At 71.2% G+C, this 24,229-nt stretch carries 25 protein-coding genes and 2 pseudogenes; 19 read left to right on the top strand and 8 right to left on the bottom strand.

The window, feature by feature from the left end; translation table 11 throughout:
• The first annotated feature begins 94 nt into the window (after nucleotides 1-94).
• The 7 genes and pseudogenes from V2J52_RS11220 (at nucleotide 95) to V2J52_RS11190 (ending at nucleotide 6,734) form a co-directional block, all read left to right on the top strand.
• Nucleotides 95-742, top strand: a complete 648-nt coding sequence (locus V2J52_RS11220; RefSeq protein WP_331227802.1) for a 4a-hydroxytetrahydrobiopterin dehydratase — start codon at nucleotides 95-97, stop codon at nucleotides 740-742.
• Between the two features lie 259 nt (nucleotides 743-1,001).
• Nucleotides 1,002-1,529, top strand: a complete 528-nt coding sequence (locus V2J52_RS11215; RefSeq protein WP_331227801.1) for a CarD family transcriptional regulator — start codon at nucleotides 1,002-1,004, stop codon at nucleotides 1,527-1,529.
• Nucleotides 1,530-1,664: 135 nt separating this feature from the next.
• Nucleotides 1,665-2,558 (top strand): annotated as a pseudogene (locus V2J52_RS11210) (LLM class flavin-dependent oxidoreductase); the annotation flags it as partial.
• Nucleotides 2,559-2,560: 2 nt separating this feature from the next.
• Complete coding sequence (locus V2J52_RS11205; RefSeq protein ID WP_331227799.1) at nucleotides 2,561-4,840, top strand: LLM class flavin-dependent oxidoreductase; 2,280 nt, start codon at nucleotides 2,561-2,563, stop codon at nucleotides 4,838-4,840.
• A gap of 92 nt (nucleotides 4,841-4,932) precedes the next feature.
• Nucleotides 4,933-5,166 carry a hypothetical protein gene (locus V2J52_RS11200; RefSeq protein ID WP_331227798.1) on the top strand — a complete coding sequence of 78 codons (234 nt, stop codon included), beginning with the start codon at nucleotides 4,933-4,935 and terminating at the stop codon, nucleotides 5,164-5,166.
• Entirely contained in the window at nucleotides 5,159-5,569 is a 411-nt protein-coding gene (locus tag V2J52_RS11195; RefSeq protein ID WP_331227797.1) for a PIN domain-containing protein, read from the top strand. The genes V2J52_RS11200 and V2J52_RS11195 overlap by 8 nt, the downstream gene beginning before the upstream one ends.
• 217 nt (nucleotides 5,570-5,786) lie before the next feature.
• Nucleotides 5,787-6,734: a hypothetical protein gene (locus tag V2J52_RS11190; protein ID WP_331227796.1), complete on the top strand. Its 948-nt coding sequence runs from the start codon at nucleotides 5,787-5,789 to the stop codon at nucleotides 6,732-6,734.
• Nucleotides 6,735-6,821: 87 nt separating this feature from the next.
• Here the strand turns inward: V2J52_RS11190 and V2J52_RS11185 are convergent, their stop codons facing one another.
• The 3 genes from V2J52_RS11185 to V2J52_RS11175 all read right to left on the bottom strand — a co-directional run bounded on the left by V2J52_RS11185 (nucleotide 6,822) and on the right by V2J52_RS11175 (nucleotide 9,296).
• Nucleotides 6,822-7,046 carry a sulfurtransferase TusA family protein gene (locus V2J52_RS11185; RefSeq protein ID WP_331227795.1) on the bottom strand — a complete coding sequence of 75 codons (225 nt, stop codon included), beginning with the start codon at nucleotides 7,044-7,046 and terminating at the stop codon, nucleotides 6,822-6,824.
• Nucleotides 7,047-7,060: 14 nt separating this feature from the next.
• On the bottom strand, nucleotides 7,061-8,116 hold the full coding sequence (locus V2J52_RS11180) for a YeeE/YedE family protein (RefSeq protein ID WP_331227794.1): 1,056 nt from the start codon (nucleotides 8,114-8,116) through the stop codon (nucleotides 7,061-7,063).
• 445 nt (nucleotides 8,117-8,561) lie between these two features.
• A complete protein-coding gene (locus tag V2J52_RS11175; protein WP_331227793.1) occupies nucleotides 8,562-9,296 on the bottom strand; it encodes an AAA family ATPase in 735 nt (244 codons plus the stop codon).
• Between the two features lie 153 nt (nucleotides 9,297-9,449).
• Here V2J52_RS11175 and V2J52_RS11170 point away from each other — a divergent pair, with 153 nt between their 5' ends.
• Both V2J52_RS11170 and V2J52_RS11165 read left to right on the top strand, forming a co-directional pair.
• Nucleotides 9,450-10,091 (top strand): gamma-glutamylcyclotransferase family protein, encoded by a 642-nt coding sequence (locus V2J52_RS11170; RefSeq protein ID WP_331227792.1) that lies wholly within the window; start codon nucleotides 9,450-9,452, stop codon nucleotides 10,089-10,091.
• Nucleotides 10,092-10,115: 24 nt separating this feature from the next.
• Nucleotides 10,116-11,291 carry an RtcB family protein gene (locus V2J52_RS11165; RefSeq protein WP_331227791.1) on the top strand — a complete coding sequence of 392 codons (1,176 nt, stop codon included), beginning with the start codon at nucleotides 10,116-10,118 and terminating at the stop codon, nucleotides 11,289-11,291.
• A 99-nt stretch (nucleotides 11,292-11,390) separates the two neighbouring features.
• Here V2J52_RS11165 and V2J52_RS11160 read toward each other — a convergent pair whose 3' ends face one another.
• On the bottom strand, nucleotides 11,391-13,268 hold the full coding sequence (locus tag V2J52_RS11160; protein ID WP_331227790.1) for an HNH endonuclease signature motif containing protein: 1,878 nt from the start codon (nucleotides 13,266-13,268) through the stop codon (nucleotides 11,391-11,393).
• A 564-nt stretch (nucleotides 13,269-13,832) separates the two neighbouring features.
• Between V2J52_RS11160 and V2J52_RS11155 the strand changes: the two genes are divergently transcribed.
• The 4 genes from V2J52_RS11155 (at nucleotide 13,833) to V2J52_RS11140 (ending at nucleotide 15,444) form a co-directional block, all read left to right on the top strand.
• Nucleotides 13,833-14,303: a hemerythrin domain-containing protein gene (locus tag V2J52_RS11155; protein WP_331227789.1), complete on the top strand. Its 471-nt coding sequence runs from the start codon at nucleotides 13,833-13,835 to the stop codon at nucleotides 14,301-14,303.
• A gap of 355 nt (nucleotides 14,304-14,658) precedes the next feature.
• On the top strand, nucleotides 14,659-14,856 hold the full coding sequence (locus V2J52_RS11150; RefSeq protein WP_331227788.1) for a hypothetical protein: 198 nt from the start codon (nucleotides 14,659-14,661) through the stop codon (nucleotides 14,854-14,856).
• Complete coding sequence (locus tag V2J52_RS11145) at nucleotides 14,840-15,178, top strand: type II toxin-antitoxin system PemK/MazF family toxin (RefSeq protein ID WP_331227787.1); 339 nt, start codon at nucleotides 14,840-14,842, stop codon at nucleotides 15,176-15,178. The genes V2J52_RS11150 and V2J52_RS11145 overlap by 17 nt, the downstream gene beginning before the upstream one ends.
• A gap of 5 nt (nucleotides 15,179-15,183) precedes the next feature.
• A complete protein-coding gene (locus tag V2J52_RS11140) occupies nucleotides 15,184-15,444 on the top strand; it encodes a hypothetical protein (RefSeq protein ID WP_331227786.1) in 261 nt (86 codons plus the stop codon).
• A 14-nt stretch (nucleotides 15,445-15,458) separates the two neighbouring features.
• On the opposite strand, the gene V2J52_RS11135 is transcribed toward V2J52_RS11140, so the two are convergent.
• From V2J52_RS11135 to V2J52_RS11120, 4 genes are all read right to left on the bottom strand, one after another.
• Nucleotides 15,459-17,222: a hypothetical protein gene (locus V2J52_RS11135; RefSeq protein ID WP_331227785.1), complete on the bottom strand. Its 1,764-nt coding sequence runs from the start codon at nucleotides 17,220-17,222 to the stop codon at nucleotides 15,459-15,461.
• A gap of 115 nt (nucleotides 17,223-17,337) precedes the next feature.
• Nucleotides 17,338-17,712, bottom strand: coding sequence for a RidA family protein (locus V2J52_RS11130; protein WP_491062126.1), 375 nt, complete (start codon nucleotides 17,710-17,712; stop codon nucleotides 17,338-17,340).
• 123 nt (nucleotides 17,713-17,835) lie between these two features.
• Complete coding sequence (locus V2J52_RS11125) at nucleotides 17,836-18,246, bottom strand: HIT family protein (RefSeq protein WP_331227783.1); 411 nt, start codon at nucleotides 18,244-18,246, stop codon at nucleotides 17,836-17,838.
• Nucleotides 18,243-18,377 carry a DUF7800 domain-containing protein gene (locus V2J52_RS11120; RefSeq protein ID WP_331227782.1) on the bottom strand — a complete coding sequence of 45 codons (135 nt, stop codon included), beginning with the start codon at nucleotides 18,375-18,377 and terminating at the stop codon, nucleotides 18,243-18,245. Before V2J52_RS11120 ends, V2J52_RS11125 begins: the two co-directional genes overlap by 4 nt.
• 149 nt (nucleotides 18,378-18,526) lie before the next feature.
• Here V2J52_RS11120 and V2J52_RS11115 point away from each other — a divergent pair, with 149 nt between their 5' ends.
• The 6 genes and pseudogenes from V2J52_RS11115 (at nucleotide 18,527) to V2J52_RS17045 (ending at nucleotide 23,897) form a co-directional block, all read left to right on the top strand.
• Nucleotides 18,527-18,904 (top strand): VOC family protein, encoded by a 378-nt coding sequence (locus V2J52_RS11115; protein WP_491062125.1) that lies wholly within the window; start codon nucleotides 18,527-18,529, stop codon nucleotides 18,902-18,904.
• Between the two features lie 20 nt (nucleotides 18,905-18,924).
• Nucleotides 18,925-19,335: a PPOX class F420-dependent oxidoreductase gene (locus V2J52_RS11110; protein ID WP_331227780.1), complete on the top strand. Its 411-nt coding sequence runs from the start codon at nucleotides 18,925-18,927 to the stop codon at nucleotides 19,333-19,335.
• Between the two features lie 311 nt (nucleotides 19,336-19,646).
• Nucleotides 19,647-21,584, top strand: a complete 1,938-nt coding sequence (locus V2J52_RS11105) for a heavy metal translocating P-type ATPase (protein ID WP_331227779.1) — start codon at nucleotides 19,647-19,649, stop codon at nucleotides 21,582-21,584.
• 74 nt (nucleotides 21,585-21,658) lie between these two features.
• Complete coding sequence (locus tag V2J52_RS11100; protein ID WP_331227778.1) at nucleotides 21,659-22,564, top strand: NADP-dependent oxidoreductase; 906 nt, start codon at nucleotides 21,659-21,661, stop codon at nucleotides 22,562-22,564.
• A gap of 110 nt (nucleotides 22,565-22,674) precedes the next feature.
• Complete coding sequence (locus V2J52_RS11095) at nucleotides 22,675-22,908, top strand: heavy-metal-associated domain-containing protein (RefSeq protein WP_331227777.1); 234 nt, start codon at nucleotides 22,675-22,677, stop codon at nucleotides 22,906-22,908.
• 102 nt (nucleotides 22,909-23,010) lie between these two features.
• Nucleotides 23,011-23,897 (top strand): annotated as a pseudogene (locus tag V2J52_RS17045) (glycoside hydrolase family 43 protein).
• Nucleotides 23,898-24,229 lie beyond the last annotated feature (332 nt).

Here is a 24,229-nt window from a genome sequence, read left to right as displayed (position 1 = left end):
TTGAGGCGGTGCCCCGGGCCGGTGGTCCGGGGCACCGCTGCGTCCGGGGCCGGTTCCGGTGGCCGGCATCGCGCCGGCGTGCCACCGTGGGGGGATGGCACGGATCACTGCCCGACAGGTCGACGACGCGGGGCTGGCCGACTGGCGGGTGCTCGCCGGCTCGCTGCACGCGAGGTTCCGCACCGGCAGCTTCGTCGCCGGGCTGCGGCTGGTCACCGCGGTGACCGAGCTGGCCGAGGCCGCCAACCACCACCCCGACGTCACGCTCACCTACCCGCACGTGGACCTCGAGCTCCTCAGCCACGACGTCGGTGAGCTCACGCAGCGCGACCTCGACCTTGCCCGGCAGATCAGCGACCTCGCACGCTCGCAGGGCGTCGAGGCGCAGCCGGCGGCGGTCACCGCCTTGGAGGTCGGGCTCGACACGGCCGACAGCGCCGCCGTCGGCCCGTTCTGGGCGGCGCTGCTCACCGGTGACCCGACCGGCGTGGACGATGACGAGGTGGCCGATCCCGGCGGGCGGCTGCCTCCGCTGTGGTTCCAGGGCACCGAGCCGCACGAGACGCCGCGCCAGCGCTTCCACCTCGACCTGTGGGTCGCGCCGGAGGTGGCCGAGGGGCGGATCGCGGCGGCCGTCGCCGCGGGCGGCAGGGTCGTGGACGACTCGCACGCGCCGAGCTTCACGGTGCTGGCCGACCCCGACGGAAATCGCGCCTGCGTCTGCACGTCCCTCGAGCGATGATCACCTTCGCTCATCACATGCTCGATGACCGCGGAACTGTGGCGAAGGCCACCTTCGCGAAATAGTGCCAAAAATATGAGAGAATGGTAGGGCTGGCTCGCGGAGGTCGGGCGCTCTCACCGGATGTGGCTGCGAATTCCTCCGTGTCCTCATTCCGCTCGGACGCTTAGCGCTCGGGTGGTCTGGGCAGTCGCCGACGGTCGCCCCAGGGCGTTCGTCGCCGCCGAGTGTGGCGCTCTCTTCTCGAAGGGGTCACGCGTTGAATTTCTCCACAGGTCAGGTCGTCGTCCATCCTCACCACGGTCCGGCAACGATCAAGAAGATCTTCACCCGCACGATTCGGGACGACCGTCGCAAGTATCTCAACCTCGAGGTGCGCCACTCCGACCTTTCGGTCGCGGTCCCGGTAGAGCTGGCAGAGGAGATGGGGGTCCGGCCCATTCTCGACGCCGCTGGCGTGCGTGAGATCTTCGACCTGCTGCTCGCGGAGAGCGAGGTCGAGGAGACCGTGTGGTCACGCCGGATCAAGAACAACACCATGCGGCTGCGCAGCGGTGACGTGCGGACCATCGCCGGCCTCATTCGCGACCTCACCCGCCGCAACACCGAGAAGCGGCTGTCCTTCGGGGAGATGAACCTGCTGCGCGACGCCATGACCCCGTTCGTGGCCGAGCTGGCCATCTCGCTGAACCTGACGGAGGACGACGTCACCGCCATGGTCGACGCCGCCGTCCTCGAGAACAAGGGCCTCCCGGCCTCCGGCGTCGAGCTCGCGCCGGCGGTCTGACCGCGACATCCAGCTTTCCGTACGCCGACAACGGCGGGTGACCCACAGCGGGTCGCCCGCCGTTGTCGCGTCCCGGGGCAGGGGACATGGCCGATGTCTCGGAATAGTGCGCGCCGTGGCCGGCGTTCCTCCGGCATGACGGACTACGGCCACGACCTCCTCTTCGGATCATTCATCACCCCCACCGCTGCCGCGCCCGAGCGGGTCGTCGCGCTGACCCGGGCCTCGGAGGCCGCCGGCCTGGACCTCGCCACCTTCCAGGACCACCCCTACCAGTCCTCGTTCCTCGACACCTGGACGCTGCTGTCCTACGTCGCCGCCCGCACCGAGCGGATCCGGCTGGCCACCAACGTCGTGAACCTGCCGCTGCGCCCGCCGGCGGTGCTGGCCCGTGCCGTGGCGAGCCTCGACCTCCTCAGCGGCGGACGGGTCGAGCTCGGCCTGGGCACCGGCGGATTCTGGGACGCCATCGAGGCGATGGGCGGCGGCCGGCTGACGCCCGGGGAGAGCGTCGTCGCGCTCGACGAGGCGATCGACATCATCCGCGGCATCTGGGACACCTCGGACCGCTCGCGCCTCGTCGTCGACGGCGAGCACCACCGCGCCGACGGCGCCAAGCGGGGGCCGGCCCCGGCGCACGACGTCGGGATCTGGATCGGTGCCTACAAGCCGCGGATGCTGCGGCTTACCGGCCGCACGGGCGACGGCTGGCTGCCGTCGCTGGGGTACATGAAGAGCCTGCAGGAGATCGCCGACGGCAATGCGGTCATCGACGGCGCCGCGACCGCCGCGGGCCGCGACCCGCGCGCCGTGCGGCGGCTGCTGAACATCAACGGCCGGCTCGCCGAGCAGCGGGGCGACCAGCTGCTCGTCGGCCCGCCGGCGCAGTGGGCCGAGCAGCTCGCCGCGATCACCCTCGAGTACGGCGTCAGCGCCTACATCCTCGGTGGTGACGACCCGTCGATGTTCGCGGTGCTCGGCCAGGAGATCGCTCCGGCCGTCCGTGAGCTCGTCGCGACCGAGCGCGCGTGATGGCCTCGCAGCTGCCGGCCTCGGGGCCGGTGGACTACGGCCAGCCGCTGCAGCTCGGAGTCTTCCTCACCCCGAGCGCCGACGAGCCGCACACCGTCGTCGACCTCGCGGTACGCGCCGATGAGCTCGGGCTGGACCTGGTCACCGTCCAGGACCACCCGTACCAGCCGCGCTTCCTCGAGGCGTGGACGCTGCTCAGCTGGATCGCCGGGCGTACCGACCGCATCCAGCTGGCGCCGAGCGTGCTCAACACGCCGATGCGGCCGCCGGCCGTGGTCGCCCGCGCCGCGGCCAGCCTCGACCTGCTCGCCCGCGGCCGCGTCGGACTCGCGCTGGGCGCCGGGCACTTCTGGGACGCGATGACCGCGATGGGCGTCGCGCGACGGACGCCCGGTGAGTCGGTCGACGCGCTGGAGGAGGCGATCGAGGTGGTCCGGTCGGTTTGGGACGCCGCGGCGCCCGGACCGGTCCGGCACCGCGGCGAGCATCACGTGGTCGACGGCGCCCAGCGCGGCCCGGCGCCCACGCGCAACCTGCCGGTCTGGGTCGGCGGCGGCAAGCCGCGGATGCTCGACCTCGTGGCACGGACCGCCGACGGCTGGGTGGTGCCCGGCGGCACGTCCGGGCTGCCGACGTTGCGTGCCGGGAACGCTGTCATCGACGCCGCAGCCACCGCCGCCGGGCGCGACCCGCGGGAGATCCGCCGGATCGTCAACCTCGACGGCCGCTTCACCCCGTACCCGGGGGACTTCCTCGTCGGCCCGCCGGCGAAGTGGGTCGACGACCTGCTCCCGCTCGTCCTCGCCGACGGCGCTGCCACCCTGGTGCTGGCGACCGACGACGACGAGGTGCTCGGCCGGTTCGCCACCGAGGTCGCCCCCGCGCTGCGGGAGGCGGTGGCCGCCGCCAGGTCGCGCCGCGGCACCCCGACCGGGGAGGTGCGCAGCTCGGCGGCCCGGGCCGCCCGGCGCATCTCGATCGCCTACGACGACGTCCCGGCGTCGCTGGCCGCCGGCGCCGTCGAGCCCGGCGACGCGCCGTACGCCACCGTCCGCTCCACCTACCTGCGCGGCGGCTCGCCGGGCCTCGTGCTGCGTCCCGGCGACGCGGACGAGGTCGTCGAGGCGCTGGCGTTCGCGCGCCGCCAGCCGGTGCCGCTCGCGGTGCGCAGCGCCGGCCACGGCATCAGCGGCCGCTCGACCAACGACGGCGGGATCGTCATCGACCTCGCCCGGCTCAACGCGATCAGCGTGCTCGACGAGGCGCGCCGGCTGGTCCGGCTGGAGCCCGGCGCCCGGTGGGGCGAGGTCGCCGCGGCGCTCGCGCCGTACGGCTGGGCGATCAGCTCGGGGGACTTCGGCGGGGTGGGCGTCGGGGGACTGGCGACCACCGGCGGCATCGGCTTCCTCGGTCGGGCCCACGGGCTGACCATCGACCGGGTCCGCGCCGTCGAGATGGTGCTGGCGGACGGCTCGCGGGTCCGCGCGAGCGACGAGGAGAACCCCGACCTGTTCTGGGCGGCGCGGGGCGCCGGGTTCAACTTCGGCATCGTCACCGCCTTCGAGCTCGAGGCGGCCGAGGTGGGCGACGTCGGGGTGGCGCAGCTGGTGTTCGACGCCAGCGACACCGCCGACTTCCTGGTGCGGTGGGGCGCGGCGGTGCAGGCCGCGCCGCGCGACCTCACCAGCTTCCTCACCATGGGTGCGCCGCGCGGTGGCCAGGTGGTGGCGCAGACGATGACGGTGATCGACTCCGCCGACCCCGACACCATCCTCGAGCGGCTGCAGCCGTTCGCCCAGGTCGCTCCGCTCGTGGGGCAGGCGATCCAGGTGGTGCCGTACCCGGCGCTGGTCTCGACTCCTGACGCTCCGCAGTACTCCCAGGGGCAGCCGGTGAGCCGCTCGGGGTTCCTCGAGGAGGTGACGCCGCAGTTTGCCGCGGATGCGGAGCGCCTCATCCGGTCCGGGCACACCTTCTTCTTCCAGATCCGCGCGCTCGGCGGCGCGACGACGGACGTGCCGGCGGACGCGACCGCGTTCGCCCACCGGTCGGCGAACTTCTCGGTGACCGCGATGGGCTCGAACCGGCAGCGGCTCGACGGCATCTGGGACGGCTTGCACCACCATTTCGACGGGCTGTACGCCAGCTTCGAGACCGACCCGCGGCCGGAGCGGCTGCTCGACGTCTACCCGCCGAGGACGCTGACGCGGCTGCGTGAGCTCAAGCGCCGCTACGACCCCGACAACGTGTTCCGCGACAACTTCAACATCGCGCCCTGAGACGTGCCATATCGCTTGTCAGGGCGGAGTACGGGCGTGATGGTTCGCGCGTGACATCGCGGTGTAGCACGGAACCAGTGCTACACTGCTTCATGGCCAACCTGACGATCTCCGTCGACGAAGAGACGTTGCGACGTGCGCGGATCCGCGCACTCGAACGCAAGGAGTCCGTCAACGCCTACCTCGCCGAGGCGTTGCGCAGGTACGCCGACGCGCCGCCGACGCGGCAGGTGTTCGCGGAGCTCGCATTGATCGCGGACGAGCACCGGTCTGGCAGCGAGGGGACCGGGCGCACCTGGCGGCGAAGCGATCTGCACCGTGTCTAGGGTCTTCTTGGACACCAACGTCATCGCCTACCAGTTCGACGCGGGGGAACCTGTCAAGCAGGAGCGTGCCCGCCAGCTCCTGACGGCCGCTGAGCACGACTTCGTCATCAGCACCCAGGTGCTGCTCGAGCTGTTCGTCGTGGTGACACGAAAGCTGACCCCACCGCTGCCCCACACGGCTGCCTCGCGGGTCCTGGCAGCACTTGCCGAGCTGCCGGTGGTCACCACGGACGGCGGACTGGTTCAGCGCGCAGTCGCCACGGTCGGACGTCACCAGCTCTCGATCTGGGATGCGTTGATCCTCGAGGCTGCAGTCGAGTCGGGATGCGCCGAGCTGTGGACGGAGGACCTCGCGACAGGCAGTGTGCTCAGGGGCGTAGCAATCGTCGACCCGTTCGGCTGAGCGAGGTGCGGACCGACCCGAGCGATGCGTGACGGCAGCGGTCCGTACCACGCTGGGCCGGTGACTGGCAGACCTCGACTTCGACACCGTCGCGAGCTTCACCGGGCGGACCATCCGTGCCGCCCTTGCCTACGGCGGCACCCGCAAGAGCCGCATGGAGACTGTGCCACCGCGGCGAACCGTTACGACGGTGACTCGTGCTGGTAGACCATTGACCATGGATATCAGCGCGGACCTTGCCTCCGACGCGTTCGTGCGGCTGGCGTACGAGCTCTACGCCATCGTGCCTGCGGAGTTCGTCGCGGCCCGCAAGGCCCGCGCCGCCACGCTCCGCGCCGACGACGACAAGCAGGCCGCCGCTCGGGTGGCAGCGCTGCCCAAGGCGACCGCTGCCGCGTGGGCGGTGGGCGCCGTCGTCCGCGGGCTGCCCGACGAGGTCGACGCGCTCAGCCAGCTGGGCGCGGAGCTGCGGGTGGCCCAGGCGTCGGCGAACGCGACGGAGCTGCGCGACCTCGGCCGACGGCGTCGGAGGCTGACCGCCCGGGTCGCGGCCGCCGCCGAGGCGCTCGCCGCCGACCACGACGTCGCGCTGTCCGCTGCCGCGCTCGGCCAGGTGACGGGGACCTGGCACGCCGTCGTCATCGACCGGACCGCCGAGCGGGCGGTGCGCAGCGGCCTGCTCGTGCGCCCGCTCGAGCCGGGTGCGGTTGACCTGGGTGCGCTGGCCTTGCCCGGTGTGGTCGAGGACGTGCCCGACGACGACGAGCTCGACGCCGAGATACCGGAAGTCGGCGGTGGTGGTGCTGGCGCCGGTGCCGGCGCGGCACCGTCCGGCGCCGACGCCGCACGGTCGCGCGCCGACAAGGCCGCCGCCCGGCAGGCCGCGCGGGACCTAGCGGCCGCCGAGCGGGCAGCGGCGACGGCCCGGGACGAGGTGGCCGAGGCCGAGGACGAGGTCGAGCGGCTCCACGCCGCGGTGCTGCGCGCTGCCGCCCAGGTGGAGGAGGCCGAGCGGGAGCTGGCCAAGCGCAAGGAGTCGCTGGCGCTACTCGACGAGCAGCAGGACGCCGCCGAGGAGGCGCACGCGGCCGCCGTCGCGCGCAGCGAGGAGGCGGAGCGCGCACTCACCGAGGCACGGTCACGTGTGCCGGGGGAGGGCTCGTAGTCGTCCGTACCCGCCTAAATGGGCGACAGCCACGGGGTCCTCGTCGGACCCCGTGGCTTTCCACCCGCGAACGGAGCCGGCGGGTGACTACTTCTTCTGGACGGTGATCGACCACTCGGCGTCGCCGACCTGTCGGTAGTCGGTGACCGGGTAGCCCTCCTGCGCCGCCCACCGCGGGATGGCGTCGGTGGCCTGGGTGCAGTCGAACTTGATGGTGAGGTGGTCGCCGTCGGCCAGGCTCGCGATGGCGTCCTTCGCCTCGACGAGCGGGAACGGGCAGACCTGGCCGGAGGTCTCGAGAGTGATGGGCATGGTGCTTCCTTTCGTCAGACGCCCGCGAGGGACGGTTGCTGGGTGCGGGTGGCGGTGGGCCGGTGGCGCAGGATGAACAGGTGGGTGGCGGCCCCGGTGCCGAGCACCATGAAGCCGAAGGAGAGCCAGCCCTGGTAGGAGAACTGGGCGGTGTTGACCATGGCGTTGCCGATGGTGCAGCCGCCGGCGAGCGCGGCGCCCACGCCCATGAGCAGGCCGCCGCTGATCGAGCGGACCATGGTCGTCGCGTCGGGGACGCGCAGCCGGAACTCGCCCGAGGCCTTGGCCGCGATGAAGGCCCCGAGGAGGATGCCGGCGATGAGGAAGACGCCCCAGTCGACGAGCTCGATGTCCCCGGTGACCAGGAAGGTCAGTGCGTTGGCCGAGGGCGTGGTGATGCCCAGTCCGGCCGGCCGGCCGGCGGCGGTGCTCAGCGGCCAGGCGATGATGGCGATGACGCCGATGACGACGGCGGTGGCGAAGGCGTGCCAGGGACGTTCGAACAGCAGGTGGGCCAGGCCGCGTCGCCGCGCCGGCAGGGTGGCGAGCTTGGGCTCAGCGGCGAGGTGGCGGGCAGCGGCGTAGCCGACGGCGAGGACCAGCCCGCCGACCAGCCACCACGGTGAGATGCCGAGCGTGTCGTGGATCGTGGTGACCTCGATGGTCTGGGCGCGAGCGGCCGCGGTGAAGTCGCCGAACACGCCGCCCTTCATCATGGCCGCGGCCCCGGCGTAGCAGATGAGCGCGAACCAGGAGCCGATGAGGCCCTCGCTCGAGCGGTAGAAGGTGCCGGTGGCGCATCCGCCGGCGAGCACGATCGCGAAGCCGAAGATGAAGGCCCCGGCGATGGTGGCCAGCGGTGCGAGCGGGCCGGACGACAGCGTGATGACGCCGAGCGCGTCGAGGGCGAAGATGCCGACGCTCTGCACGGCGATAACGATGAGGAAGGCGGTGATCCAGCGCGTGTTGCGCCCGATCCACACGTCTCGAAATGCGCCGGTGACGCAGAACCGGCCGCGTTGCATGGCAAAGCCGAGGGCACCGCCGACGGCGAGTCCGGTGAGGACCATGGGTGGAGTTCCTTTGTTGAATGAGCTGCGGTCGAACCGCGACATCACGATGGGCGCCGTGGCATGAGCACACGGGCAGGGCGCAGCGCCCCGTGGGCCGCTGCGCGGTGGTGACGAAGGTGCGACGGAGCCGGCGCACCGCCGGGGTCGGGCTGCTCGAGCCGATCAGGCGAGCAGGGTCACCGACACTCGCCGGTACACCGATAACGAGCGTCAGTGCTCATCGGCTTGGTGTGCCTCACGAAAGGCATAGTGGTGTTCCCCCCTGTCTGCGGCCGGTCGACCGTGGCGCAGACGCTAGGAGTGCCCATCGGCGCCGGTCGACCGGTGTCCGGCAGGCAAGACGTCCGACCGGTCGCGTCCCGACAGGCGAGACGACGCCGTCGCAGCGCACGGTGGCCGGTGCCGGTCTCGTGTCCCGGGCGCGTCGTCGCCCCGGAACTGGTCAGCCCAGGTGGCGCAGGTAGCGCTCGGGCGCACCGAGGAACGACTGCCAGTGGCGCACCACCTCGAGCTCGTCCCAGGTGGCCGGGGTGATGCCGTCGTCGTCGAGCTGGAAGATCTGGGCGCCGGGCAGCGCGGTAAGCAGCGGGGAGTGGGTGGCGCACAGCACCTGCTTGCCGCTGGCGGCCAGCTGGCCGAGGACGTCGGCCAGCGCGAGGGTGTTGGTGAACGACAGCGCCGACTCCGGCTCGTCGAGCAGCACGATGCCCGCGCGGCGGACCCAGTGGCCGGTGAGCATCTCGACGAACGACTCGCCGTGGCTCACCTGGTGCAGCGGGTGCGGCGCCGGCGGGATTCCCTCGATGCTCGCGGCGTCCTCGAGGTAGGTGACGAAGCGGTGCATCGTCTCGGCGCGCAGGAAGAAGCCGGTGCGGCCGTGCCCACCGGTGCCGCGGATGGTCCGCAGCCGTCCGGCGAGGTTGGAACGGTCGCTGCCCCGGCCGCGGTCGGCGCCGGCGCGGTGGTCGCTCGACCCGCCGTCGACGGGGATGTCGAGCAGCTCCGCGACGGCCTCGACGATCGTCGACTTGCCGGCGCCGTTCTCCCCGACGAGGAACGTCACGCCGGCCGGCAGGTCAAGGCCCCGGGTGAGCAGCTGGCCGACGGCGGGCACCGAGTCGGGCCACGCGGCTGGGTCGACCTCGGTCTCGGGGCGGCGCTCGATGCGTCGGATCACGGGTCCACTGTGCCGCACCGGTCTGACACCGCACGCCGGTCTGACACCGCACGCCGGTCTGACGCCATGCGCCGGTCGGCGCCGCTGGATACGTTGTCGGGGGAGTTCTGCGCGGCACGGAGTTCTGCGCAGCAGCGGGAGGAGCGTGGCGCGATGACCGCCCCACCGGCGTTCGTGTTCGTGTACGGCTCGCTGCTGCAGCCGGCGTCGTTGCAGGCCACGCTGCCGACCGTCTCGTGGCGCCGTTGCGTGCCGGCCGTCGTCAGTGGACGACGACGGGACTTCGGCGTCGCGTTCCCCAACGACGGCACGCAGCCGGACAAGGCGTACCTCGACGACCAGGACGTCCGGCCGCCGGTGGTGCTGTTCGCGAACCTTCGCCCGGCGGGACCGGCGGAGTCGGTCAACGGGATCTGCGTGCCGGTGGGGCCAGGGGAGCTGGCCCAACTCGAAGCGCGCGAGCTGCGGTACGACACGGTCGATGTCACCGACGCGGTCCGGGCCAGCGACGCCGTCGCCGCGACCGACGCGGTGGGCGCCACCGCGGCCGCCGACGTCACCCACGCCGCCCGACCGTCCCCGTCCCTGACCCGGGTGGTCACCTTCGTCGGCAAGCCCGAGTTCACCCGGGCGCCGGACGTCGCCGCCGGAGTGGTTCCGGTGGCGTACACCGACTCGATCGACGCCGGAGCCCGGTTCTGGGACCGGCACGTTTCCGGGTTCCACGCCGACCTGCGGCGCTCGACGGACTGGCCGGACCCGTCGGCGGTGGTGCCGCTGCGGCGGGTGGGCTGACCGCGGACCTGGCATGGTGGCGATATGCAGCAGCTGACCGAGAAGCTCTACTCGTGGGCCTCGATCCTCGACGACCATGCCCTGGCGCAGGCGAAGCTCACCGCCGAGCTGCCGATCGTGGACCCGCACGTCGCGCTGATGCCGGACGCACACGTGGGCATGGGCGCGACGGTCGGGTCGGTGATCCCCACGGTCGGCGCGGTGATCCCGGCGGCCGTGGGCGTGGACATCGGCTGCGGGATGGTCGCGGTGCGGACCCAGTTCACCGAGGAGCACCTGCGCCGGGCACGCCACCCGCTGTCCCAGCTGCGCGAGCAGATCGAGCGGGCGATCCCGCTGAGCCCGGGGAACAACAACCGCAAGCTGTGGGGCCGGGCGCCGCAGGCGGTGGCTGAGCTCGAACGCCTGGCGCGGGAGGAGGGCGTCAAGCCGGACGCGTTTGCGAAGAACTGGCGGCTGCAGCTGGGCTCGCTAGGTGGCGGCAATCACTTTATTGAAGTGACCGCAGACGAGACCGGGGCGGTGTGGACGTTCCTGCACTCGGGCAGCAGGGGAGTGGGCAACCTGATCGCCCGGCGTTACATCAGCGCCGCGAAGGACCGGGCGCTGGACCGCAAGGAGCTGCTGCCGGACCTCAACCTCGCCTACCTCACCGAGGACGACCCGATGTTCCACGAGTACCTGTCGCACCTGCACTGGGCGCAGGAGTTCGCGCGGCTCAACCGCGAGGTGATGATGGACCGGGTGGTCGACGAGCTCGGGCGCTTCCTCGACGGTGAGGTGCGCCGGCTCGAGGAGGTCAACTGCCACCACAACTACACTGCCGTCGAGCACCACTTCGGTGAGCAACGGCTGGTGTCGCGCAAGGGCGCGATCGCGGCGCACGAGGGTGTGCGTGGGCTGATTCCGGGGTCGATGGGCACGCGGTCCTACGTCGTCACGGGTAAGGGCAACGAGATGTCGCTGAGCTCGGCGCCGCACGGGGCGGGCCGCGCCTACTCGCGCACCCAGGCGCGCAAGAGCTTCACGCAGGAGGACCTGCGCCGGCGGATGAAGGGCATCGAGTACCGCGACCTGGCCGCGTTCATCGACGAGATCCCCGACGCCTACAAGGACATCGACGTCGTCATGGCCGACGCCGCGGACCTGGTCACGATCGACCACGAGCTTCGCCAGATCGTCAACGTCAAGGGGCAGTAGCCCAGGGGTTCGCGGCCGGCGTTCGTACGTCGTCGGTCCGACGGCGCCCTGGACCCGGCGCCCGCACCGCGGGCGCCGGCNGCCCCCCGGCTCCGGAACTCAGAAGGGCGGGTCGGAGTCCCAGAGGGTCGGCGGTGCGGTTGCATAGGTACTGGGGAACTTGGTGGGGCCGCCCGCCGGCGCGTCCTGGGTCGAGGTGGGCCACTTTCGCTGTGGCGCCAGTTCCCTCGGTGATGGTTGCGCCGTATCCCGTCGTGCTGCGGTCTGCCTCCGTGGTGGTGGTCCCGCAGCCCTTCGTGGTGCCTCCCGCCCCGGCGGTGGGGCCGCCCGCCCCGGCGGTGGTGCCGCCCGTCCCGGCGGTGGGGCCGCCTTCTGCGGCGGTGGCGCGACCCCCATCGGCGGTGGTGCCGGTGGGTCTGCGGCGAACAGTCCGTCGGATGCTGCCGCCTGCATCGCCGAGCTCGGCTGCGTTGCGGCCAGACCCGCCGAGTCCGTCCGAGTCGCGACCGACCCGGTGGGCAGGCGGACCTCCGGCGCTTCGCTGCGGCGGGTGGTGCCCAGCTCGAACCCGTCGCCGCGACGGAACGAGAATCCGTCGGGAAGCGCGGTGATCTGCACGTCGAGCTCGTGCACCCGGTGGTGGTGGAAGCTGCAGAGGCTGATGCCCTCAGCGAGCGAGGTTACGCCACCCCGGGAGAACCAGGTGATGTGGTGGACCTCGCACCACGAGGCCCGGATATGGCAGCCCGGCCACTGGCAGTGCCGATCACGGGTGGTCACCGCCCGGCGCAGCTCCTTGGTGAAGGTTCGCTCGGTGCGGCCGACATCCAACGGGACACCCTCGGCATTCATCACCATGCGGGTGACCTCGCAGTCACACATGATCCGCTCGAGCTCGACGAGCGGGACCACTGCGCCGTCCTCGAGCAGGCCGGGCGGAACATCCGGCAGCGGCGGCAGCGAAGCTGAGCCGCCATGAGCGATAACGGCGCCGTCACCGCCGTCACCGCCGTCGGCGTCGCCGCTACCGTTATCGGCATCGTCGCTACTGCCATCGGCATCGTCAGCATCGCTGACCTGCTGCGACGCCTCGATAGCTTGGCGGCGGGCTAGGATCCCGGCCCACGTCTCCTCACCGACCAGCAGCGACAGGTGCGGCCGGACCTGGGCGCCGTTGAGGTCGGAGCCGACCTGCAGCGTGCGCTCAGCCATGGTGGACAGCGCGTCGACCATCCGCTGCGCCGGCGTGCGGACATCGTCCTTGGCCGGCCGACCGCTGATCGCGTCCAGGGCGGTGCGCAGCTCGGCGCCGGCCACCGCGTCGAGGAAGATCTCGCCCCTGACGCCCCCACTGTGCTGGTGCAGCGTCAGCGACCGCCGCCGCCGCACCGCGTTGAAGTCGGCCTGGGCGGCCGTCGCGTCGATCTGCGCTGCCCACTGCCGCGCCTGCTTGCCGAGCTCCGGTGCGGTGAGCCCGTCACGTGCGGCCCGGTCGACCAGCTGAGCCAGGCCGCCGTCGGCCAACGCCCGCTGTACCTCGCCCGAAGCCTGGCGCTGCAGACGTGTCAGGGTCTTCGCATGCTCAAGGTTGAGCTCGCCGTTCTCGACGGCGTCGGCGAGTGGTGGCATGGTCCTCAGGCCCTCGGCAACCTGCAGGTCGGCCAGCGCTGCGCCGCGACCGGAGCCAGTCTCCCTGGCTCGCCAGTCGGTGAAGTCCCGGTCGCGAGCCGAGCCCCACCGGCCGTCCTCCTGGTGGGCGAGCAGCAGCCGACCGCGGTAGAGCGTGAGCTCCTGGAGCAGTGCGTCGATGTCGGTGATGGCGGACTCACGGGTCTGCTGGGGCCAGCCGCCGGCCTCGCTACTGGCGGCGCCTTGGCGCAGCGCGGCCACGCTGCGGCGAACGGCTGCCAGCAGCACCAGCGGCTCGGGTGAGGCCGCGGGCGAGCCAGCGGGCGGGGCCGATGCCACTGCCGCCATGCCGCTCACCTCCGTGGTCGAACGCTTGTATCAATCGTACCGAAGGGCACCGACATCCATTTTTTCCATCCACAGGTCTGCGCCAACGGCGCCGTCAGCACTCCCCAGATTCATCGGCCGTTCGCCGTGGGTGATGGCTGTGCGTCCGATAGCGGCACTGCCTGGCGTTCCAGAAGCGGCTCCCCTGCGAACACGTCCAGTGAAGTCCGGCAGAGCGGTCTATCGGCCACCTCGCTGATCCGCCTCAATCGGAACCGCGACCGAGGACGACGTCGACGATCCACGAGTTCGCGCCCACGCCGTGTGCGTGCACGACGTCGGCCACGGGGGATCGGGCGTGAGCCAGTCCTGGGGGACTGCGGAGGCCGCGGTAGGGCTCCTCGACAACGCACGCGCGAGCCGGGACAGCGCCCTGAGCCGCAACGATGAGTGAGGTGCGACCACAGAGCCTGCGTCCGGTATCGTCGTGTCAGCGTCGCGTGCCGGTGGCAGACCGTGTCAGGCATGGAGGCGCCGAACACGAAGGAGAGTCGACGATGACACCGTCGTTCCCTTCGCCCTCACGTGACTGAGGGCGAGAAGACCAGGCTTGTCGCCTGGAGCCACGAGCTGCGTGGCGTCCACGAGCGGCTGCGCGAAGCGCTGTGGGTGACCCGGGATGCCCTGGACAACGGCGAGGCGGCCGGGCTGGCCACGCGCGACCTGCTGCTGTTCTGCCACGGGTTCTGCACGGCGCTGACCGGGCACCACGAGGGCGAGGACCGCACGCTGTTTCCCGCGATCGCCGCCGCCCACCCCGAGCTCCGCGAGACGCTGCGATACCTGGAGCAGGACCACTCGATGATGGCGCACCTAATCACCGCACTACAGACGGCAATCGGGAACGCCGCGCCCCCCGCTGAGCTGGACCGGCACCTCGAGGGGATCGCCGCGATCATGGAGTCCCACTTCCGGTACGAGGAACGCCAGCTACTCACGGTGCTCGACACCCTCGCCCTCAACGCGGCCCCGCGCGACGTCCTGGGACCGCTCTGACCGATCCTGAGGGGCTTCCCGTAGTGGATGGCCACTCAATACCGAAGTGAGCTCGACGGTCACGTCATCGCTGCCCAGCAAGGAGGAGAGATGGGAAAGGTCGCCTGGGGATTCACGTGCTCGATCGACGGCTTCGTCGCCGGACCGGGGCACGATATGCCGCAGGATCCGGTCATAGCCGGGAGATCGGGCCGCGGCAGGCCCACCGTGGCGACGTTCGTCGCTATCGGTTCTCGGACGCCGTGCCGCGCGGTGCCGACGAACCACGCGGAGGGGCGTAGCCCGCACCTGCCGACCAGTCCCGCCGAACGGATCGCTGTAGACGAAAGAGTCTACAGCGGCCTACCATCGATACATGACCGAAACGACGACGATCCGGATCAGTCGAGCCACCCGTGACGAGTTGCGCGAACTCGCCGAGCGCCGTCAGCTGACGGTTGCCGAGACGGTGTCGCGAGCGGTTCGGTTGCTCCGGCAGGACGAGATCGGCCGTGATCTCGCAGTGCCGTTGACCGGCGAGGAAGTCTCCTGGCTCGATGCTGACGCCGGGTGATGTGATCGAGCTCGATCTCGGTGCGCCCGCGGGATCGGAGGCTGCGATGGTGCGGCCGGCGATCGTCGTGACGGCAGGGCGGGTCCTTCGCGGCGGCCCTAGCGTGGTGCAGGTGGTCCCGCTCACGAGGACGATCCGCGACAGCGGCGCCGAGGTGCTGGTCGAGCCGGACGGACGCAATGGCCTCGGCGCCGTCTCGGCGGCCCAGTGCCAACACGTCCGCTCGGTCTCGAGCGACCGCGTGATCGCGCGTGTCGGAAATGTTGGACCCGTTGTGCTCCGGCAGGTTCGCGACACGCTCGCGGTGCTTCTCGATCTTTGAGGCGAGTGTGTCGGCCGGAGCATCTGCTGGAGATCCTGGACGAAGAGAGCGTCGCGCCCTCGGTGCTACGACGTCTGGCCGACCGCGACCATGCACGCGCAAGTGAGCTGTTCGCCAGGGTGCTCGACGACGCGGGCTTCGACTGGCAGCGGGACAGCGAGGAGCTGCTCCGGAAGCACAAGGCGTCGTACTTCGCCCGTGAGCCCCGGGCGCGGTTCAGCCCGATCAGCGCGCGCCTTGCCAGCGCGTTCTCAGCTGGCACCTGACCAGGACGGTCGCGTCACGAGCCTGGCTGGGTGCCGTCGTCGTCGCGCATCTCGATCAGGCGGGCACGTCGGTCGGAGGTGAGAACCTCCGGGGTGCCGAAGGTCAGGTCGTACGCCGACTGCCACTCGTCCGCGCCGAAGGCCCGGAGAAAGGGGCGGGCGCGGTCTGAGATGGAGCCGGTGACGCCGAAGTGCGCGAGCAGTGCCTTGGTGGTCAGCCCGCCGCTGTACGGGCTGAGCCGGTCGTTGGCCGACGCCACCAGCCAGGCGATCGCCGCGGCGGCGGTGCTGTTCTTCGACCGGCGACGGAACACGGCGGGATCGGTCGCGGCCGTGCGCGCGAGCACCCGCCGGAAGGCGGTGCGCATCTCGACGTCGAACATCTCCCCGGCGCAGCCGTCGCACAGCTGCAGGATCTCTGCCACGCGCTCATGGACGTCTGCGGGGATGTTGTCCCACTGGAAGGCCTCGTCGGGCAAGGGAGCGTCGTCGAGCTCGGCGAGCGCCTGTTCGCCACCGACGGCCCCGGCCGCCTGCTCGTGCACGTGGTTGGCGAGATGCGCCAGCAGCTCTGCCAGGTCCGCCCTGCTCAGCTGATCGAGGGGCCCGGGAGTGCCGGGCGCGCCGGCGTCGCTGATGAGCTCGAGGTAGAGGGGTTCCCACTCGTCGATCGCCTTGAGGGTCCGTTCGGTGAGCGGCCCGGGGATCCCTTCGAGGCGGTGGGCGTAGCGCACGAGTGCCCGCAGGACGGTGGGCACCCGCCGCAGGTACGCGAGGCCGGCCATGACCTTTCGGGGGTACCAGTCGGCGAGGAGGATCTGGACGTTGAGGAAGCTCCATCGCAGCGGCTCCCCGCCGCTGTAGTCGGTGGTGAACCACAGGAGGTCGCGGGTGATCGCGTCGTCGTCCCGGCCGGTGAGCGTGGCACCCTCCGGTGAACGCAGGAACTCAGCCGAGATTGCCGACCGCTGCTCATCGGTCCACTCCGGTCGCTCGAACCCGGTGCCGCCGGGCGGCAGCAGCCCGATGATCCACTCGACGATCGGACGGCTCGCGGGCCAGGTGTCGGACTCGAAGCGCGGCACCGTCATCGCGCCCATAGCGATCGCCTGCTCGATCTGGGCGCGTGCCTCGGCCGGACGGAGATCGGTGAACTCCACGCCGTCGGACTCGTCGGCCAGGGCGTCGAAGTCCGCCCGGAAGGCCGGGAGGTCGTCGGGGACGATGAAACCGTCCTTGGCGACGGTACCCAGGTTGTGGTCGACGTACACGACGGCGGTGAGTGACTCGCCGCCGACCAGCTGCACCGAGACCACTGTGTTCTGACCGTCGCCGAGCACGTCCGTCGACGCCGTCACCGGGCCGGGCTCGGCCTCGTCGAGCCGCTGCAACCACCGGGGCAGCACGTGGTCACGGCGACGGGCCTCACGCCGCGCACGTTGCGCGAGGTGGTTGTCAGGTAGCAGCTCGGCGAAGGCGAGCAGGAGTGCGGTGGTCTCCGGTACGACGTGCCCGATGAGGCTCTCGAGGAACAACGCTGCCTCGGGTGAGTCGTCCGCTACCGGCGCCAGGGGGTCGGCCGAGCGCGGGTCGAGCGCGGCGACCATTGAGCTCGCCAGCGCGAGGAAGCTCAGCGGCTCCGGGTCGGCGAGAGCCGCGGCGATGGTGCCGAGGAAGTCGTCAGGAGAGGGTGCGGGTGTCTCGGGCGCGTCAACCGCGTACAGGTGGCGGTGGCTCGGGCTGGTACTCCGGCGGCGATGGTGGCGTCGCTTGCTCACCGGGCCACGCTACCGCGCGTGGTCAGACGACGACGAAGGGCCATCCGCAGGTCACCACGAACGACGCGCTCGAGCTCCCTGGAAGTTCCCGGGCGACGCCGCCGGCCCGATCAGCTCAGCCCGGGATGACCGCGACCGCCTCGATCTCGAACAGCATGGCGTCCAGCGCCAGTCGCGGCACCGGGACCAGGGTGGCGGTGGGCGTGGCGACGTCGCCCCAGGCCGCCATCAGCGCCGCGCCGTAGACACCGAGCTTCTCCTCGGCGTGGTCGACGATGTAGACGGTCAACTTCGCGACGTCCTTGGGGCCGGCGCCGACCGAGGCCAGCGCGGTGAGCAGGTTGTGGAACGCCTGATCGACCTGCTCCTCGAAGCTCTCCGGGAAGGTGCCGTCCTCGCGCTCGCCACCCTGGCCGGCGATGAACGCCAGCCGGGCGCCGGCGGCGACCTCCGCCACGTGGGAGTACCCGAACCCGCTGGGGTCGTACATCCCCGCCGGGTTCGAGATGGTCAGCTGGTCGGAATGCTGGAACGTCGTCACGAAGGTCTCCGTTGTCTTTCGCCGATGTCGTCAGCCCCCGGCCCGGCGAGTATAGGACGACGACGGCGGCCCTCAGGCTGCCAGCGCGCGCCCGATCCGCTCGGCGTACTGCGCCGCCTCACCCTCGGCGTAGCGCTGCCTCGGCCAGAAGAACCCGCGCAGCCCGTCACCCTTGGTGCGCGGCACGACATGGGCGTGCAGGTGCGGCACGCTCTGGCTGACGACGTTGTTCATCGCGACGAAGCTGCCCTGTGCGTCGAGCGCCGCGGGCAGCGCCGCCGTCACCCGTTGTACCGCGGTGAAGAACGGCCCGACCGACGACGGCGAGAGCTCGGGCAGCGTGACGACGTGCGCTCGCGGCACCACCAGGGTGTGCCCCTTGAACACCGGCCGGACATCGAGGAAGGCGACGGCGTCGTCGGTCTCCAGCACCACGTGGGCCGGGCCGTCCCCGGCGACGATCGCGCAGAACAGGCAGCTCATGCCGAGAGTCTGCTGCCCGCGCGCCGCTGCCACCAGCGGACCGCCGCCGCCGCCGAGGTCTGCACCCACACGGCGGCCGCGGTGTCCTCGATGCGCCGGAGCATCGGGCCGAGCACCAGCTCTGCTGCCATGGCCCCAAGTCTGCTCGCCGACCGGGCGTCGCGCGGCCGGTTCGCCGGCAAACCTACCGAGGGTCTGGTTCGGACGACCCCTGAGTTCTACGATGAGACTCCTCAGCGTCGACGCCGACCGGGCGCCGGCTCCGGACGTGGAGGTCTTCATGACTGGTCGAGTGGTCCACTTCGAGATCCCGTTCGACGACAAGGACCGCGCCAAGCGGTTCTACAGCGACGTCTTCCACTGGCAGCTCGACGAGATGCCCGGCTTCGACTACGTCGGCATCTCCTCCGGCCCCGCGGGCGACGACGGGATGCCCAGCGAGCCGGGGTACATCGGGGGCGGGATGACCTCCCGTGAGGGCACCAACACCGGCACCGTCATCACTCTCGAGAGCACCGACATCGACGCCGACCTCGCGCGGGTGGAGGCGCACGGCGGCGCGGTGCTCAGCGGGAAGACGCCGATCGGGGAGATGGGCTTCGCCGCCTACTTCAACGACTCCGAGGGAAACGTCGTCGGGCTCTGGCAGAACGCGTAGCCGGGCCTCACACCTTGCCCATGGACATCAGCGAGGCGCTCGAGTTCGTCCGGGACAACCCGCGCGGGGTGCTCGCGACACGCCGCCGCACCGGGGACGCCCAGCAGTCTCCGGTGCTCGCCGTCGCCGACGACGCCGGCCGCATCCTCATCAGCACCCGTGAGACGGCCGTCAAGGTCCGCAACCTGCGCCGCACCCCGCGGGCCTCGCTGTGCCAGCTCACTGAGAGGTTCTTCGGGGGCTGGGTGCAGATCACCGGTCCGGTGGAGATCGTCTCGCTGCCGGCGGCGATGGACCTCCTCGTCGAGTACTACCGGCTGGCGGCCGGGGAGCACGAGGACTGGGCCGAGTACCGGGCCGCCATGGAGCGCGAACGGCGCTGCGTCGTCGTCCTCACTCCGGACGAGGTCGGCCCGACCATCAGTGGCTGACGGCGGAGGGGAATCGCCGACCACGTATGGAGAGCCTGCGTGCGTGGTGTGGTCTACCGACTGCGCGCTGGTCGAGCAGACGGCCGCGGTCGATCCTGGACGTCTGGGTGACAGCGCCGGCCACCTGACGTTCGATGAGCTGCGACATGTCGAAGCCGCTCTGCGACTGGTTCTCGAGCTCTGACGAAGTCAGGCGCAGTGGAGTTCCGGTGCCGTATTGACCTGCGTCAAGGCCCCGGCCGGCCGATCCTCCTACCGTCGATGTCAGCGCCGCGAACCCGCGGAACGAGTGGGAAGGCAAGGCATCGATCATGAGCAGGGTCAACATGTGGTTGCAGGGCCGGTGGACGATCCCGGTGGTCTCCGGGCTCCTCATCCTGGCGTCGTTCGCGATGTCCCAGATCTGGGAGTCGCCGCTGGCGGCGGACATCTTCATGGTGGCCGCGGCGGTGGTGGCCGGCCATCGGATCGTCATCAAGGCCGTCCGTGCGCTGGCGGTCAGGGTCATCGGCATCGACCTGCTGGTCTCGGTCGCGGCGATCGGCGCGATCCTCATCCAGAACTACTGGGAGGCCGCCGCGGTGACCTTCCTGTTCGCCATCGGCGGCGCGCTGGAGAACGCGACGCTGAACAAGACGCGCTCGGCGCTGGCCGAGCTGGTCGCCGTCGCCCCGGACGTTGCCGTCGTGCTGCGTGACGGCACACAGGTCGAGGTGCCGGCCGGCGCCGTCGGGCAGGGTGAGACGGTACTGGTAAAGAACGGCGCCAAGGTGCCGGTCGACGGCGTCGTCATCGGCGGGACCGGCGCGCTGGACGAGGCCTCGATCACCGGCGAGTCGATGCCGGTGGAGAAGAGCACCGGCGACCAGGTGTTCGCCGGCACCATCGCCACCGGCGGGTTCCTGCAGGTGCGGGCCACCGGCGTGGGCGCCGACACCACGTTGGCGCGGATCATCCACCGGGTGGAGGAGGCGCAGGACGCCAAGGCCAAGACCCAGCAGTTCATGGACCGGTTCTCCGCCTGGTACACCCCGGCGATCATCGTGCTGGCCGCAGTGTTCGGTATCGCCACCGGGGACATCGTGCTGGCGCTGACACTGCTGGTCATCGGCTGCCCCGGCGCGCTGGTCATCTCCATCCCGGTCTCGATCGTCGCCGGCATCGGCCGCGGCGCCAAGGACGGCATCCTCATCAAGGGCGGGGAGTACCTGGAGACCTCGGCGCGGATCACCGCCGTCGCACTGGACAAGACCGGCACGCTCACCGAGGGCCGCCCGCAGCTGACCGACGTCGTCGTGCTCGACCCGAACATGGACCGCGACTACGTGCTGACCATGGCCGCCCGCGCCGAGGCCGGCTCCGAGCACCCGCTGGCCCGCCCCATCCTCGAGGCAGCCGCCGAGCGGGACCTGCCGGTGCTGGGCCTGCCCACCCACACCGAGCCCGTCCCCGGCAAGGGGATCATCACCACGCTGGACGACCACCGCGTCGTCGTCGGGAACCTCGCGCTGCTCGCCGCGGAGGGGATTGCCGACGACGTCGCAGCCCCTGTCGTCGACGAGCTCGCGGCCGCGGGGCGCACCCCGATGGTCATCGCCTGCGACGGTCGCGTCATCGGCGTGGTCGCGGTCGCCGACCAGATCCGTCACGACGCCCCCGAGATGGTCCGCCGGCTGCACGCGGCCGGGGTGACGAAGGTCGTCATGCTCACCGGTGACCAGCAGCGGGTGGCCGAGGCCGTCGCAGTCCAGGTGGGAGTGGACGAGGTCCGCGCCGGGCTGCTGCCGGAGGACAAGCTCGACGCCGTGGCCGGGCTGCAGCGGGAGGGTTACACGGTGGCGATGGTGGGTGACGGCGTGAACGACGCCCCCGCGCTGGCCACCGCTGACATCGGCGTGGCCATGGGCGCCGCCGGTAGCGGCGTGGCAATCGAGACCGCCGACATCGCGCTGATGAAGGACGACCTGCTCAAGCTGCCGCAGGCCGTGGGCCTGGCCCGCCGCACCGTGAACAACATGCGCCAGAACATCGCCGTCGCGCTCGGCACGGTGGTTGTGCTGCTCGCCGGGGTGCTGTTCGGTGGGGTGACGATGGCGATCGGGATGCTCGTCCACGAGGTCTCGGTGCTCGTGGTCATCGTCAACGCGATGCGGCTGCTGCGCCGCCGGCGCGACGTCCAGCCGGCGGCCGCTCCCGTGCCGGTACATGGTGAACCGATCAAGCACGAGGAGATCCGCCAGCAGGTCTGACTCCGCCGTAACGCCCAGGCGCCACCGAGCGCGGGGCATTGCGGGTCACACACATCGAACGAGAAGGAACCGACATGTCAAAGATCTACGTATTCACCCAGTTCGGTGGCCCCGAGCACCAGCAGCTCCAGGACCGGCCGGTGCCGGAGCCCGGCGCCGGAGAGCTGCTCGTGGCGGTCAAGGCGGCCGGCGTCAACCCGGCCGACTGGAAGATCCGCCGCGGCTTCCTCGGTACCGCGCGTGAGCTGCCGGCCGGGATGGGGCTCGAAGTAGCCGGTGTCGTGGCCGGCGTGGGGGAGGGCGTGACCGACTTTGCCGTCGGTGACGCGGTCATCGCCGGGGTACCCGGCGGGCACGGCGGCTTCGCCGAGCACACCCTGGTGCGCGCGGCCGAGGCGGTGGCGAAGCCGGCGGAGATCTCCTTCGTCGATGCCGCCACGCTTCCGGTGGCGGGGACGACCGCCTACGACCTCACTCACCAGGTCGAGCTCGAGGCGGGCCAGACCATGCTCGTCCTCGGCGCCGGCGGCGGCGTGGGCCTGATGGCCGCCCAGATCGCCAAGGTCCACGAGTTCCGCGTCATCGGGGTGGCACGTGAGGGCAAGCGTGAGCTGGTGGAGTCCACCGGCGCCTTGTTCGTCGCCGCCGGGGACGGCTTCGCCGAGCGCGTCCGCCAGCTCGCCCCGGAGGGCGTGGACCTGGTCATCGACCTCGTCGGCGGTCGGGTGCTGCGCGAGGCGGCGCCCCTGGCCTCCGAGCCCTCGCGGGTGGTCTCCGCCGCCGACTCTGCGGTGAGCGAGCTCGGCGGTGCCACCCGCGAGCGCAACCCCGAGGCGCTGGCCAAGATCACCGGAGTGGTCCAGTACGGCCTGGTCGACCCGCACGTGACCGCCACCTACCCGCTTGACCGGGCCGGTGAGGCCGTCGCCGCCGTCGAGACCGGCCACGCGGCCGGCAAGGTCGTCATCGAGGTCGGCTGATCCGGGCCGGATCGACTCCTTGACGCACGTCAAGGCGGTCGACGGCCCCGATCCGTAGATTGAGGATCAGTAGCCCAGCGATGGGGACGAATCAACGAAAGGAGCTCACGATGAGCGCCCAGACCATGACCCACACGATGCTTCGCGCCGAGGGCTTCAGCTGCCCGTCCTGCGTGACCAAGATCGAGAAGCAGGTCGGTCGCCTCGACGGCGTCGACTCCGTCAAGGTCCACTTCGCCACCGCGCGTATCGAGGTCGATCACGACGCCGAGCGTGTGAGCGTCGAGGACATCGTCGCCGCCGTCAAGAAGGCCGGGTACACGGCCACGGCCTCCGCGTTCTGACACTTCGCAGCACGAGAGCCGCCGGTCACCGGCCGAGCGCCGCCGTCATGATGACGGCGGCGCTTGTGCGCCGAGGCGGAGCCGGCGCCGGACGTCAACCCGGTGATCAACGACGACTTCCCGGATCCGGACGTGCTGGAGGTCGACGGCGTCTACTACGCGTACGGGACCAACGGGAACCTGCGGAACGTGCGGGTGGCGCGGTCCACCGACCTGGCGAGCTGGGAGGTGCTCGACGACGCGCTGCCGCAGCTGCCGTCGTGGGTCATCCCGGGCAAGACCTGGGCGCCGGAGGTCACCGCGCTTGAGGACGGCAGCTACGTCCTCTACTTCACCGCGACGAACCTCACGCCCACGCTGCAGTGCATCGGGGTGGCTACCGCGGACGTTCCCGAGGGGCCGTTCGAGGTGGTGGGCGACCAGATGCTGGTGTGCCCGGAGGGCGAGGGCGGCGCGATCGACGCCTCGACGTTCCTCGACGACGACGGCACCCGCTACCTGCTGTGGAAGAACGACGGCAACTGCTGCAGCCTCGACACCTGGCTCTACCTCGCGCCGCTGCGGGAGGACGGCTCGCGCTGGCGGGGGAGCCGGTGCGGCTGCTCAAGCAGGACCAGTCGTGGGAGGGCAGCCTCATCGAGGCGCCCACGCTGGTGGAGCGGGACGGCAGCTACGTGCTGATGTACTCCGCGAACGACTACGGCGGCCCGGCGTACGCCATCGGGTACGCCACCGCTGATGCGGTGGCGGGGCCGTACACCAAGGCCGACGGCCCGCTGCTCACCACCGAGGACACCGATGGTCCGCTGCTCACCACCGAGGACACCGATGGCCGGTTCGTCGGGCCGGGCGGCCAGGACGTGACCACCGGCCCCGACGGCGTCGACCGGCTGGTCTTCCACTCCTGGTACGGCGACACCTCGTTCCGAGGCGTCAACGTGCTGCTGCTGGAGTGGCCGGACGGCCGGCCGAGCGTGGTCGTGCCGTAGCGAGTCAGCAAGGAAGGGGGAGGGCGCAGCGACCAGCAGGGGGGGCGGGCGGAGCTGTCCGCCGCCGCCGCGGCTCGCTCGCGAGAAGCTACCCGCGGCGGCCCCTCTGTCCTCGTCTACTCCTCCTGGGGGAGCTGAGCTCCCGACTTGACCGCGTACGTCCACAGCGCCGCGTCGAGGATGCGAAGATCGCTGCTTTCAAGGACGACGCCCGCGTTCGCCCGCGTTCGCGCCTAGCCCGGTGCTTTCACAGCGGCGTTGCTGTGGGGCCGTGTCGCTGAGATAGAAAGTGCTCCTGACCTGGGACGATAGGGATTGTCGAGATCCAGATC

Source organism: Georgenia sunbinii, from assembly GCF_036421875.1.
GTDB lineage: Bacteria > Actinomycetota > Actinomycetes > Actinomycetales > Actinomycetaceae > Georgenia_B > Georgenia_B sunbinii.
Note: the sequence above shows the minus strand (reverse complement) of the source record. Positions and strands in the feature narration are given on the sequence as shown.

Coding starts and splice junctions, on each gene's coding strand:
- V2J52_RS11220 (WP_331227802.1), top strand. CDS start 95: ATGGCACGGATCACTGCCCGACAGGTCGACGACGCGGGGCTGGCCGAC.
- V2J52_RS11205 (WP_331227799.1), top strand. CDS start 2,561: ATGGCCTCGCAGCTGCCGGCCTCGGGGCCGGTGGACTACGGCCAGCCG.
- V2J52_RS11200 (WP_331227798.1), top strand. CDS start 4,933: ATGGCCAACCTGACGATCTCCGTCGACGAAGAGACGTTGCGACGTGCG.
- V2J52_RS11190 (WP_331227796.1), top strand. CDS start 5,787: ATGGATATCAGCGCGGACCTTGCCTCCGACGCGTTCGTGCGGCTGGCG.
- V2J52_RS11185 (WP_331227795.1), bottom strand. CDS start 7,046: ATGCCCATCACTCTCGAGACCTCCGGCCAGGTCTGCCCGTTCCCGCTC.
- V2J52_RS11180 (WP_331227794.1), bottom strand. CDS start 8,116: ATGGTCCTCACCGGACTCGCCGTCGGCGGTGCCCTCGGCTTTGCCATG.
- V2J52_RS11170 (WP_331227792.1), top strand. CDS start 9,450: ATGACCGCCCCACCGGCGTTCGTGTTCGTGTACGGCTCGCTGCTGCAG.
- V2J52_RS11165 (WP_331227791.1), top strand. CDS start 10,116: ATGCAGCAGCTGACCGAGAAGCTCTACTCGTGGGCCTCGATCCTCGAC.
- V2J52_RS11160 (WP_331227790.1), bottom strand. CDS start 13,268: ATGGCGGCAGTGGCATCGGCCCCGCCCGCTGGCTCGCCCGCGGCCTCA.
- V2J52_RS11150 (WP_331227788.1), top strand. CDS start 14,659: ATGACCGAAACGACGACGATCCGGATCAGTCGAGCCACCCGTGACGAG.
- V2J52_RS11145 (WP_331227787.1), top strand. CDS start 14,840: ATGCTGACGCCGGGTGATGTGATCGAGCTCGATCTCGGTGCGCCCGCG.
- V2J52_RS11130 (WP_491062126.1), bottom strand. CDS start 17,712: ATGTACGACCCCAGCGGGTTCGGGTACTCCCACGTGGCGGAGGTCGCC.
- V2J52_RS11125 (WP_331227783.1), bottom strand. CDS start 18,246: ATGAGCTGCCTGTTCTGCGCGATCGTCGCCGGGGACGGCCCGGCCCAC.
- V2J52_RS11120 (WP_331227782.1), bottom strand. CDS start 18,377: ATGGCAGCAGAGCTGGTGCTCGGCCCGATGCTCCGGCGCATCGAGGAC.
- V2J52_RS11115 (WP_491062125.1), top strand. CDS start 18,527: ATGACTGGTCGAGTGGTCCACTTCGAGATCCCGTTCGACGACAAGGAC.
- V2J52_RS11110 (WP_331227780.1), top strand. CDS start 18,925: ATGGACATCAGCGAGGCGCTCGAGTTCGTCCGGGACAACCCGCGCGGG.
- V2J52_RS11105 (WP_331227779.1), top strand. CDS start 19,647: ATGAGCAGGGTCAACATGTGGTTGCAGGGCCGGTGGACGATCCCGGTG.
- V2J52_RS11100 (WP_331227778.1), top strand. CDS start 21,659: ATGTCAAAGATCTACGTATTCACCCAGTTCGGTGGCCCCGAGCACCAG.
- V2J52_RS11095 (WP_331227777.1), top strand. CDS start 22,675: ATGAGCGCCCAGACCATGACCCACACGATGCTTCGCGCCGAGGGCTTC.